General features: G+C 38.4%; 11 protein-coding genes. 10 read left to right on the forward strand and 1 reads right to left on the reverse strand.

What is annotated here, in order from left to right; genetic code table 11:
* The first annotated feature begins 229 nt into the window (after positions 1-229).
* The 10 genes from EYB29_RS02940 (at position 230) to hfq (ending at position 12,393) form a co-directional block, all read left to right on the forward strand.
* Positions 230-988 carry a TIGR00282 family metallophosphoesterase gene (locus EYB29_RS02940; protein WP_026867628.1) on the forward strand — a complete coding sequence of 253 codons (759 nt, stop codon included), beginning with the start codon at positions 230-232 and terminating at the stop codon, positions 986-988.
* 147 nt (positions 989-1,135) lie between these two features.
* Entirely contained in the window at positions 1,136-2,857 is a 1,722-nt protein-coding gene (locus EYB29_RS02945; protein WP_166626524.1) for an ABC transporter ATP-binding protein, read from the forward strand.
* Entirely contained in the window at positions 2,850-4,661 is a 1,812-nt protein-coding gene (locus EYB29_RS02950) for an ABC transporter ATP-binding protein (protein WP_166626525.1), read from the forward strand. The genes EYB29_RS02945 and EYB29_RS02950 overlap by 8 nt, the downstream gene beginning before the upstream one ends.
* 77 nt (positions 4,662-4,738) lie before the next feature.
* Complete coding sequence (locus EYB29_RS02955; protein WP_026867631.1) at positions 4,739-5,173, forward strand: YlbF/YmcA family competence regulator; 435 nt, start codon at positions 4,739-4,741, stop codon at positions 5,171-5,173.
* A gap of 70 nt (positions 5,174-5,243) precedes the next feature.
* Positions 5,244-5,732 carry an energy coupling factor transporter S component ThiW gene (gene thiW / locus EYB29_RS02960; protein WP_026867632.1) on the forward strand — a complete coding sequence of 163 codons (489 nt, stop codon included), beginning with the start codon at positions 5,244-5,246 and terminating at the stop codon, positions 5,730-5,732.
* Positions 5,733-5,784: 52 nt separating this feature from the next.
* Positions 5,785-8,313 carry a DNA mismatch repair protein MutS gene (gene mutS, locus EYB29_RS02965; RefSeq protein WP_166626526.1) on the forward strand — a complete coding sequence of 843 codons (2,529 nt, stop codon included), beginning with the start codon at positions 5,785-5,787 and terminating at the stop codon, positions 8,311-8,313.
* 12 nt (positions 8,314-8,325) lie between these two features.
* Positions 8,326-10,161: a DNA mismatch repair endonuclease MutL gene (gene mutL / locus EYB29_RS02970; RefSeq protein WP_166626527.1), complete on the forward strand. Its 1,836-nt coding sequence runs from the start codon at positions 8,326-8,328 to the stop codon at positions 10,159-10,161.
* Positions 10,162-10,424: 263 nt separating this feature from the next.
* On the forward strand, positions 10,425-11,309 hold the full coding sequence (locus EYB29_RS02975; RefSeq protein WP_166626528.1) for an alpha/beta fold hydrolase: 885 nt from the start codon (positions 10,425-10,427) through the stop codon (positions 11,307-11,309).
* Positions 11,296-12,204: a tRNA (adenosine(37)-N6)-dimethylallyltransferase MiaA gene (miaA, locus tag EYB29_RS02980; protein ID WP_166626529.1), complete on the forward strand. Its 909-nt coding sequence runs from the start codon at positions 11,296-11,298 to the stop codon at positions 12,202-12,204. Before EYB29_RS02975 ends, miaA begins: the two co-directional genes overlap by 14 nt.
* Complete coding sequence (gene hfq / locus EYB29_RS02985) at positions 12,205-12,393, forward strand: RNA chaperone Hfq (RefSeq protein ID WP_026867637.1); 189 nt, start codon at positions 12,205-12,207, stop codon at positions 12,391-12,393.
* Between the two features lie 57 nt (positions 12,394-12,450).
* Here hfq and EYB29_RS02990 read toward each other — a convergent pair whose 3' ends face one another.
* Positions 12,451-12,936 carry a glutathione peroxidase gene (locus EYB29_RS02990; protein WP_166626530.1) on the reverse strand — a complete coding sequence of 162 codons (486 nt, stop codon included), beginning with the start codon at positions 12,934-12,936 and terminating at the stop codon, positions 12,451-12,453.
* Between the last annotated feature and the right edge of the window lie 63 nt (positions 12,937-12,999).

Here is a 12,999-nt window from a genome sequence, read left to right on the forward strand (position 1 = left end):
AACTGACAGCGGCCCGCTAAGGATTTATCGGCTCGCTGTGAAACTGACAGAGGCCCGCTAGGGATTTATCGGCTCGCTGTGAAACTGACAGCGGTCCGCTAAGGATTTATCGGCTCGCTGTGAAACTGACAGCGGCCCGCAAGAGTTGTATCGCACTGTTCTATCCCAAACATCGACACAGAAATCAGAAATAATGTATAATACTAGCAGTAGATAGGGTGGTTTTGATATGAGAATATTATTTATCGGAGATGTGGTCGGAAAAGTTGGCCGCCGCATGTTAAAAAATTATTTACCTGGGTTAAAAAAAGAACACGGCGCGCATTTCACAATTGTGAATGGTGAGAATGCTGCACACGGTAAGGGGATTACCGAGCGAACGTATAAGGAAATACTAAGTGCGGGTGCGGATTTTATCACGCTAGGGAATCATGCTTTCGCTAAACGTGAGGTATACGATCTCCTCAATACAGATGTGAAAATGGTAAGGCCGGCAAATTTCCCAGAAGGTACACCGGGTAAGGGGGCCAAAGTGGTCAACATCAATGGTAAGAAGCTGTTGATCGTTAATCTTCAGGCGCGTAGTTTCCTTGAGCCAATTGAAAATCCTTTTAAAGTTATCGATAAAATTCTTGATAGTCATGAATACGATCAAGCTTTCGTCGACTTCCACAGCGAAACGACGTCGGAGTCAATCGCCATGGGTTATTATTTAGATGGTCGGGTGAATGCTGTCGTTGGTACGCATACCCATGTGCAAACGAATGATGCGACCCGATTAGAAAATGGGACAGTTTACATAACGGACGTTGGTATGACTGGCTTTAAGGATGGAATTCTTGGTATTCGAAAAGATGAAGTCATCAGAAGGTTCATAACAAATTTACCTGAAAGACATGTGGTACCTGATGAAGGAAAAGGTGTCATCAGTGGCGTCATTATCGACACAGATCAAAAATCAATTAAAAATTTCAAAGTAGAAGAATAACTATGAAGGGTTCAGTTCAAATATAAGCTGAACTCTTTTTCTTTATTCCAATCAAATTTAGTGAAAATTTCGTCTGTTTTATGGCATAATATAATTAATTCGGTTTTCGAAATAAGTATGTGGGATTGAAACAAGGGGTGCGTGTGTATGTTAACTGTCTACCGTTATGCAACGAAATATAAATGGCTGATTATCGTTGCTTTAGTGTTTATGTTTATTGAACTGATTGTTGAATTAATTCAGCCACTGTTTATTCAGCAAGTCATCGACCAGGGGATACTTGCCAATGATTTAGATAACGTCATATTTTATTTAATTGTGATGTTTGCAGTATCGCTGATTGCCTTTATATCAGGGATTCTGAATACATATTTCACTAGTCATTTAACCAATATGTTTGGTTATGATTTAAGAATGGCAATTTTTACTAGAGTCCAGCACTTTACTTTAGCAACATTCTCGAAATTTCCAACTTCAAGCTTGATTACACGACTCACACAAGATGTCCTTCAAACAGAAATGCTCTTGTACATGAGTTTACGTATATTACTTAGGGCACCACTGCTCGTTATTGGTTCCTTGATCATGTCATTTGTAGTCAATCCGACACTTGGTTTTTATCTATCAATTCTAACGCCAGTCCTTGCGGTATTCTTATTCATTACTGCGAGAAAAGGGGCAAAAGTATTTTTAAGAGTGCAGCACTGGCTTGATAGAATTAACCGTTTTATTCAGCAAAATTTAGAAGCTGTTAGGCTGATAAAGGCCAACGACAGAGGGAAATTCGAAGCAAATAAATTCGCCAAGGTCGCAACCAAGTTAAAGACAGACACGACTTATGCTTTACGATTGATGGAATCGATATTACCGGTCTTACTTTTAATCATGAACGGCAGTTTACTACTGGTCTTATGGGTGGCATCTGACATTCTACAAGATAACGCTGTTGCTGTCGGTGAGATTGTAGCCATCATTAACTACGCCTTAAGAATGCAGGGTGGATTCTCAATGTTTGCCTTTTTAATTATCGCGACATCTCGTGCTAAGGCGTCAAGTGACAGAATAAGTGAAGTCCTTCATTCACCAATTTCAATAGATGGAGAACAGACGTATAAAGAGAGTGAAGAAGAAGGTTACGTTAAGTTTGAAAATGTATCATTCAAATATCCAAACGCCTCGCGATATGTACTTAAGAACATATCATTTGAAATATACGACAACGAAAACTTTGTCATCATGGGCGGGACAGGTTCAGGTAAGTCCACTTTGATTAGCTTGATTCCAAATATGTATGACCCGACAGACGGGAAAGTCTATGTCAATGATAAAGAAATCAGGGACTGGGAAACTGCGGACTTAAGGCAAACAATCGGTTATGTGCCGCAGAGATCTATGTTATTTACAGGTAGCATCTACGATAATCTCCTTTGGGGTAACATAAAGGCTGAAGAAGAAGAGGTCATGACTTCTTCAGAGAAAGCACAAATTCACGATAATATAATGAGCTTTGATGATAACTACGATACGCCAGTGGGTCAGATGGGTGTCACTTTATCAGGGGGGCAAAAACAAAGACTCTCTATTGCACGTGCCTTGGTAAGAAAGCCGGCTATTTTAATTTTAGATGACTCAACATCAGCACTTGATATTAAGACAGAAAACAACTTGTGGGATGCCTTAAAAGATGAAAATGTGACGCGAATCGTCATCACCCAAAAGATTTCTACAGCCAAAAATGCTGACCGTATTTTACTTTTAGATGACGGTGAAATTGCGGGGTTAGGTACACACGAGGAACTGTTAAAATCGTCACCGCTCTACGGAAAGATCAACGAGTCACAGATGAAAGGGGGGCACATCGATGAGTAATTTTTTCAACAAGCCTTTTGGTCATGAACATGTCTTAAAGAAGGAAGATATTGGTTCAAAACAGAAGCGTACGAGGGCAGATAATATGGGGCAGACGCTCCTGAGAATCTGGCAGTTCATGAGAGGTGAAAGAAAGTTATTATACCTCATCATACTACTCGTCGTTGTGACCAGTCTTTTAAGCATCGTTGGTCCATTTTTAGTTGGCCGTATTGTTGACTTTTATTTTATACCGAGAGAATTCGATGGGCTATTTAGAGTATTAATTATACTTTTAGCTTCCTATATCTTACTGTCATTAACAACATTTATTCAGGCTTACCTAATGGTCGGCTTATCACAAAGAACAATCTATAACTTAAGACAACATTTATTTGATCATATGCAGGAATTACCAGTCACTTTTTTCGATAATCGTCAACACGGGGAATTGATGAGTCGGATGACAAACGATATTGAAACCTTGTCTCAAACAATGAACTCTTCATTTATTCAATTTACGACAAGTATTGTGACCTTGCTCGGCACGTTTTCGGTAATGTTGTACTTAAGTCCAATTATGACATTTCTAACGGCATTAATTATTCCTTTACTTATCATTGGTGTCCGCTATATTACAAATCGTACAGGTCCGATTTTTAAAATGAGACAGAGACGAACGGGGGAACTTAATGGCTATATAGAAGAAATTGTCTCTGGTCAAGAAATCGTTAAAGTATTCTCTCAAGAAAAACGAGCGATTGATAACTTTGAAGAAAAAGCGAGAAATTTAAGAGAAGTTACTTTCTGGGCAAACTTGTACTCTGGCTTTATCCCGAAAATAATGAATATGTTAAATAACTTATCCTTTACTATAGTTGCAGGTGCTGGAGGCATTCTTGCACTGACGACAAACGGTATCGTTACTGTTGGTACTATTGTTGTCTTCGCTGAATATGCAAGACAGTTTACAAGACCGCTCGCTGACCTATCCAACCAACTCAACCAGGTACTATCCGCCATTGCCGGTGCTGAAAGGGTCTTTCAGATTATAGATACGCCAAAAGAAAAGGATAATGGAACGATTGAAAATTTACAAATTGATGGAAATATAGAATTTAAGAATGTCACATTCTCATATTTAAAAGAACAAAAATCACCAACTATAAAGGATCTATCGTTTTCAATTCAGGCTGGTGAATCAGTTGCTTTAATTGGTGCCACTGGAGCAGGGAAGACGACGATTATGCAGTTACTGGCCCGTTTCTATGAGGCAGATAACGGGGAAATTTTAATCGACGGTAGAAATGTTAAAGACTATAAACGGCATGCCATACGCTCACGTACCGCATTTGTCTTACAAGATCCTTATCTTTTTGAGGCAACAATCAGAGAAAATATTCGCTATGGACGCTTAGATGCAACAGATGAGGAAGTCATAGAAGCTGCGAAGACCGCCAATGCACACGACTTTATTATCTCCCTTGATAACGGATATGATACTGTACTTGATTCGGATGATGGTGTTGTTTCAGAAGGACAAAAGCAGCTGATATCTATTGCGCGGGCTTTAATTACCGATCCTGCAATCCTATTATTAGATGAGGCAACATCTTCAATTGATACGATTACAGAGCTTAAAATCCAAGAATCACTTGAGCGGCTGATGAAAGGGCGAACGAGTATTATTATTGCTCATAGACTCAATACTATAAAAGCGGTCGACCGAATCTTTGTACTTGAACACGGTAAAATGCTTGAATCGGGTACTGAAAAAGCCTTGCTCGAAAAGAAAGGAAAATATTACGATATGGTGAATCAGTAAGTTCATGAGATTTACATTTAATTCGTGTAAGGATTCATATATAATGGTGATATATAAACTTAAAGGTGGAACGTTTCATGTATACTAAGGAACAAATTATAGAAGAAGCAAAAAAGCTCGGTAAGATGATGGCTGAAACCGAGCAGGTTGAGTTTTTCCAAAAGGCAGAAGCTAAAATTCATGAAAACCAGGAAATTCGTGAAAAGATGGCAAGCTTAAAGAGCCTTCAGCAACAAGCCGTTAACTTCCAAAACTACGGTAAGGAACGCGCTTATAAGATGACTGAAGAAAAGCTCGCAAAAATTGAAGAAGAGTTAAACGACATGCCATTAGTCGAACAATTCCAAGCATCCCAAGCGGGTGTCAATGAACTATTACAAATGGTATCTCACGCGATCAGCTCAACTGTTACTCAAGAAGTGATTGAAAGAACGGGTGGAGATGTACTCCAAGGTGAAACTGGAGCTGCTGTTAGAAACAGACCGAACCAAAACAAAGATCAATTTAAATAAGCAATTTTTAAAGCCGATAACCAACTGATGTTGATTACGGCTTTTTTCTTAAAAAAAGGAGGATTTATAAATGAATAAACTGACGAGAAATTTAACCTTAACTTCTGTTTTTGTTGCTTTAAATGTGGTCTTAGGTGTATTTATAACAATACCACTCGGTGTAATTAGAGCCGCACCAATGCAACATTTAATTAACGTACTCGGGGCAGTATTCACAGGTCCATGGGTCATCGTTCAAGCCTTCGTGTCCTCGACAATTCGAGTACTCTTAGGTACAGGCACAATATTTGCATATCCCGGATCTATGATCGGTGCTTTATTGGCATACCTATTATATCGATATACTAAAAAATTGGCACCGACTGCCTTAGGTGAAGTGCTTGGAACAGGTATCATTGGGGCTCTAAGTCTGTATCCTTTGATGTTGATATTAGACCTCGACACTAATGTATATGCCGTTATTGCACTTGCATTTTTAGTGTCGAGTGCGATCGGTGCAACGGTGTCTTATTTTATCTTAAAAGCGCTCGAAAAGCGTGGAGTTTTAAACCGACTTTAAATGCTTCACATGTTATAATAATACGACAAGATTATCTTAGGAAGTGGAATAGATGGCAGAACTGACGCCGATGATGAAACAATATTTTTCGATAAAAGACCAACATCCCGATAGCCTATTATTCTTTAGGTTAGGTGACTTTTATGAGCTGTTTTACGATGATGCAGTGACTGCAGCAAAAGTGCTGGAAATCACACTGACTTCAAGAGATAAAAACAGTGACAATCCAACGCCAATGTGCGGTGTACCTTATCATTCTGCAAGAAATTACATTGCTAAACTCATCGACCATGGTTTTAAAGTCGCAATCTGTGAGCAGATGGAAAACCCGCGTGAAACTAAAGGCATGGTGAAACGTGAAGTCGTCCGAGTCATTACGCCAGGCACTTTAATCGATGATTTTGGAATGGAAGACGGCGCGAGTAACTATATTTTAGCGCTCAGAGAAGTGAATCAAACATATGAGGTCGCTTACGGTGATATTTCAACGGGAGAAATCCATGCCTTCTCAACCGCGAACCAGGACGATTTGAAGAGTGAAATCGAGACAATCGGTGCAAGTGAATTAGTCGTGGATTCAAGTTCAGAGTACCTGCTAAGTAAAATATATAGTGATCCACCGCTATATACTGTCTTTGAAGCGGTTGATAAGAAGGATTACGACTTTGAAGATGATGTCGTTGAACATGAGGCGATTCAGCTCCTCTTAAACTATATTCGTGCACAAAACATGAGAGATTTAGAGCATTTAAAACCGGTGACTAAACACCAGTTGAATGCTCATATGAGATTGAATTATGCAGCCGTGTCGAATTTGGAATTGCTTGAAAATATTCAGACTAAAAAGCAAAAAGGGTCACTGTTTTGGTATTTAAATAAGACCGAAACACCGATGGGGAAACGTCGTCTAAAAAATATGATTGAACGTCCGCTCGTTTCTAAAAAAGAGATTGAGAACCGCCAACAAATTGTGACCGTTCTAATCGACCATTTCTCTGAACGTGAACAGTTGTCTAAAATATTGAATCAAGTTTATGATATTGAACGTTTGGTCGGGCGTTTATCGTTTAATAATATTGATGTGAAGGACTTCGTCCAATTAAGAGACTCGCTCGAAGGCTTACCTGAATTAAAAGCACTTCTAGAATATCTTTCATTAACTGACAATCAATTATTTAGAAATTTTGATAGTTTAGAAGATGTCTATGAGCATTTAACTGTATTTACAGATCAACCACCTAAGACGATTCGAGAGGGTAATATCTTTAAAGATGGGGTCTCTGATGAATTGGATGAACTTAGAGACATTTCAAATAATGCGAGAACTTGGTTGAATAATTACTTAGAAGATGAAAAAGAACGTACTGGTTTAAAAAATCTAAAAATTGGTTTTAATAAAGTTTTTGGCTATTACTTAGAAATTTCTAAAGGGCAAGCTGTAAACTTTGATGCGGATAAGTTCTCTTACAATCGTAAACAAACATTAACGAATGCAGAGCGGTTTATTACGCCAGAACTTAAAGATATGGAGAGTAAAATACTGACGGCAGAAGATGATAGCATCATGCTTGAGTATAAGATGTTTACTGAAGTTAGAAATCATATGATGACCTACATCGATCGCTTGCAACATACCGCTTCACACTTATCAATGTTAGATACATTGATTTCATTTGCTCATGTTTCAAATGAGCATCACCTTATTGCACCTGAATTTTCTAGTGATCGTACATTAGAACTTGTTGAAGCACGCCATCCAATTGTTGAACGCATGTTAAACGAAAGTACTTATGTACCGAATGATTTAAACATGACAGATGATGACTTTATCTATCTAATTACCGGACCGAACATGTCAGGTAAATCGACCTATATGAGACAAGTTGCTTTGATTATCATCATGGCTCAAATTGGTATGAGAGTACCTGCAAACAAAGCAGTGCTTCCAATATTCGATGCAATCTATACTAGAATTGGTGCGAGTGATGACCTATCTAGTGGAAAGTCGACTTTCATGATTGAAATGATGGAAGCAAATACTGCCCTTCAAAATGCGACTAAAGATTCTCTATTAATTTTTGATGAGATTGGCCGAGGGACGTCGACTTATGATGGTATGGCGCTCGCTCAAGCCATGCTATCGTATATACACGATGACATTGGAGCGAAGACCTTATTCTCTACGCACTATCACGAATTAACAGCCTTAGAAAATGACTTATCTGGGCTACAAAATGTACACGTTAAAGCGACTGAATATGATGGTAAACTGGTCTTCTTACACAAGGTGAAGCCTGGTGCAGTAGAGAAAAGTTATGGTATTCACGTCGCAAGACTCGCTGAACTACCGAATAAGGTGACAGAGCTTGCAGAATCTTACTTAAGTGGTTTTGAAAGTAATGGTAAACAAGTGCCTGACAATACAATTTTCCAACTTGAACTACCATTAGACGATTCAGAAGAACAAGAGAGAAATATAAACAGTGATCTAATCGAAAAATTAGAAAGTATCGACTTAAATGAAATGACACCACTCGAAGCATTAAATACCTTAGCAGAAATGAAGAAATCATTGAAATAGGAGGCATATAAAATGGGTAAAATACACGTGCTTCCTGCTGATATACAAAACAAAATTGCAGCAGGTGAAGTGGTCGAGCGTCCATCATCAATCGTTAAAGAGATCGTTGAAAACTCACTCGACGCTGGCGCCTCTGTTATAGAAGTGATGATTAAAAACTCAGGTATGGATTCTATTAAGGTCATCGATAATGGATCTGGAATTGACTATGAAGATAGACACTTACTTTTTGAACGTCACGCGACGAGTAAGCTTGATACAAGCTATGACCTATTCGAAATCCGTTCCTTAGGCTTTCGAGGAGAGGCCCTGAGTAGTATTGGTTCTGTAGCCAAGGTCTCTTTAGAGAGTATGAGTCAAAATTCAACGCCTTTTAAAATTGTCTATTCAGCCGGGAAGTATGAAGTAGATACAGTTTGGCACGAAAGACAGGGAACGATAATTGAAATAGAGGATTTATTTTACAATACACCTGCACGGTTAAAATATATAAAAAATCTTAGAACTGAGGCCGGTAAGATTATTGATATCGTCCAAAGAATGGCTTTAAATAATCCAAGTGTAAGTTTCCGTTTAGTCTTTGATGATAAGGAACGCTTTAAAACGACAGGTAATGGCAACTTAAAAGAAGTCATTCATATCTTGTACGGCATGCAAGTATCATCCAATACTTTAGAAGTACACGAGGTGAGTCCTGACTATGAAATTACAGGTTACGCTGTAAGACCTGAAATAACTCGGTCTAATCGAAATTACATCAATCTCGCAATCAACAACCGTCACATTCGTAATTTCAAGCTCACTCAGAGCATCATCAATGCTTATCATACACTTCAAGCGAAAGATAAGTATCCGCTTGTCTTTTTAGATATTAAGATGGATCCGAAATTACTTGATGTCAATGTGCACCCATCTAAGGTTGAAGTTAAATTATCAAAAGAAAGAGAACTGTTAGATTTAACAGAACAAGCTGTCAAAGATGCATTAACAGAGACACAGTTAATTCCAGAAGTTCAGCATAAGTCGAAAGAAGAGAGACAACAAAAACCAGAACAGTCATCGATAGACTTTAGTGCGGACCGTTTAAAAGCCATAAAAGAAGCAGCGAGTCTTTATCAGAGTCCACCCAAGAAGAATAATTTCTTCAAGGAAAGAGAAATCGAACAGACGAGTGACCGGGCCTCAACAAAGCAAGAGCGTCCGACCGAGACTAAACCAAAAGATCAACCGACTTATATCAATACAGAAGACAAGCTAGAAAAAGCAAAACTACCGTATTTGGAAATTATCGGCCAACTTCATGGAACCTATATCATCATGCAAAATGAAACCGGCATGTACTTAATGGATCAGCACGCCGCTCAAGAACGCATCAAATATGAATATATTTATGAAAACGTAGTAAAAGAAAATGACGGCGTACCATTACTGATTCCATATACCTTCGAATTTTCATTTGACGACGTAATTACCATAGATGAGAAACTGACTGAATTAAGAAATCTAGGTTTTGAAATTGATAAGACGGGCATGAAACAATATACAGTATCAGCATATCCATCATGGATTAATAAAGATAATCCAGAAGCGGATATCAATGACCTCATAGATTTTATATCCCACACTGACCACTTTGATATCAACAAATATAGAGAAGAAATGTCCATCATGATGAGTTGTAAACAATCTATTAAAGCCAATCACTACCTCGATAAAAAACAGATGGAAGCCCTGTTAGAAGAACTCGGTAAGTGTCAATCACCCTACACATGTCCGCACGGCCGCCCAGTCATCATTCATATGACCACCTATGAGATCGAAAGACTGTTTAATCGGGTGATGAAGTAAGGTAGATTGTGGGAATATGGTGTTTGGTGAACTGGCCCGGCTTCGAAACCGAAACGAAGCGGATGAATCGGGCAAGCCCCGCGTCGAAACCAAAACGAATCGGATGAATCGTGCAAGCTCCGATTCGAATCAAAATCGAAGCTGATGAATCGGGATAGCTCCGCCCCGAATCAAAATCGAATCGGATGAATCAGGTAAGCTCCGCTCCGAAACCAAAACGAAGCGCATGTACAGAACAAGAACCGCTAAGAGGGGGTTAGTGTATGAAGATTATTAACAAAACAATGAAAAATAAAGGCAGGACGATTGCCGTGACGCATTATGTACCAGTTGAACCGAAGGCGAGTATTCAGATTTTACACGGTATGGCTGAACATAAGGACCGCTACAAGGAATTTTTAACTTATTTAACTTTAAATAATATTCATTGTGTTGTTCACAACCATAGGGGTCATGGTAGTGATGAGAAAAAATCTAATTTAGGTCACTTTGATTCTTTTGAAGATTTAATCGACGACGCTAAGGTCGTCTATCGTTCTATGCCGAGAGATTTACCCAGGTTCGCACTTGGTCATTCCATGGGCTCAATCATATTAAGAAGACTGTTAACTGAGGATTTATATGACGGTGCGATTATTGTAGGTACAGGCAGTAAGTTATCTTTTAAAGATGCGCTGGCTACAAAATTCTTAAAAGTGCTCGCTAAAGTAATTCCAAAAACAAGATCGACACTCATCAACAAATTAGCATTCTTTGGCTACGACTCTAACTTCAAAGGGAATCATAAGAATCGATGGCTATCAAAAGAAGATAGCAACGTCATCTCCTATAACGAAGATCCACATGCTGGTCAAAAGATGAGTGTGAAGGCGCTCAGTGAGATTTTATCGAATATACGTCAAGTGGATTCATCAAAGGTCATCAGACAATATAAAAACATTCCATACTTATTAATTGGCGGCAATGATGATCCCTTCTCTCATTTCGCGAGAGATTACGAGCTTATACGCTATCGGTTAAAGCGCTTATCTGATCACGTTGACGTCATACTGGAGCCGAATGCACGTCATGAGGTGCTATTTGAAGAAAATAGAGGGGCGGTTTTTTCTAAAATCGTCAACTGGGTATACTTACATGGGAAAAAGTAAATTATTAATCCTTGTCGGTCCAACAGCAATCGGTAAAACTGATTTATCTATAAAAATCGCAGAACATTTTAATGCAGAAATTATCAGCGGAGACTCCATGCAGGTTTATAGAGGTATGGATATCGGTACAGGAAAAATTACTATAGATGAAATGAATGGCATTCCACATCACCTAATCGATATTAAAGACCCGGATGAAACCTTTTCAGTATCTGACTTTCAAACAATGGTGGCAAACTTAGTGAAGGATATTGAGAGTCGAGGTAAAGTACCCTTCATTGTTGGTGGGACGGGTTACTACATTAAAGCCCTGATCGATGGCTATAAATTTAGCGAAGAAGAAAAAGAAGATATCGATAAATTCACCCAATACTATGAGCAATTTACAACTGAAAATTTATTCAAGATGCTCAGTGAAATGGTGCAAGATGTTGATATTCACCCCAACAACAGACAGCGAATCATTCGTCGTTTGGTAAAGGAAAACCTAACAACTACAGAAAAGAAAGCGTATACACAAGAAGAGAAGTATGATACATTCATAATAGGACTTACAACTCAGAGAAGTGTGATATACGATCGTATCAATTTACGTGTAGAAAAAATGTTTTTGGCTGGCCTTGAAAATGAGGTTAGGGGATTGTATGACAAAGGTATGTCTAAGACAGCGAGTCAGGCAATAGGATATAAGGAATTCTTGCCATATTTTAAAGGGGAGGCGAGTATTTCTGAAGTCATGGAGCGTGTACAAGCACATTCTAGACAGTACGCTAAAAGGCAATTAACTTATTTTAGAAACCAGCTTGAAATTCATTGGTATGATATCGCACAAACAAACACGGATATTATCTATAATGATATATATCAATTCTTACAAACAAAAGGGGAGAATTAGATGAATTTACAAGATTCGTTTCTAGGGGAGTATAAGGAATCGGGGCAGGTGTTAACCGTCTTCTTAATGAACGGTTTTCAACTGCAAGGTAAGATCAATGATTTCGACAAATATGTGATAGAACTGGATTCTGATGGGAAAATTCAAATCATATATAAGCATGCAATTTCAACTTTTGTACGTGCTTAAAAAAGGGGAAACCGACTGTGAAATCTCTACGGAGAAACTTTACAGTCGGTTTATTTTTTACCCAGCTAGATAACGTTTGATATCTTCTTCTATATCTTTAGGATCTTTTTGAGGCGCATAACGTTTCGCAACAACACCTTCACGAGTGACTAAGAATTTTGTAAAGTTCCACTTAACTGCACTGGTAATAAGTCCGGACTTTCCTTCAGTTAGGAATTTGAATAATGGATGAATGTTTTCACCCTTAACATCGACCTTCTCCATGACAGTGTACGTCGCACCAAAATTGTTCATGTAAGCATCACGTGCTTCTGTCGCAGAACACGGTTCTTGATTCATAAAATTATTAGACGGGAAGGCAAGAATTTCTAAGCCAATTTCATGATACTTTTCGTATAATTTCTCTAATTCTGCAAGCTGGTTATTAAAGCCGCATTCACTTGCGGTGTTAACAATAAGTACGACCTTTCCTTCGAACTGTCGCATATTTATAATATTTTCATCTGCGTCTTTTGCAGAAAGATCATAGAATGTCGTTTTCATTATATGATTCACCTTTCTTATTCAGAAACTTACTTAACTACTTTAATATAGCCTTATTTATAA

Source organism: Jeotgalicoccus sp. S0W5 (assembly GCF_011634875.1).
Lineage (GTDB): Bacteria > Bacillota > Bacilli > Staphylococcales > Salinicoccaceae > Jeotgalicoccus > Jeotgalicoccus marinus.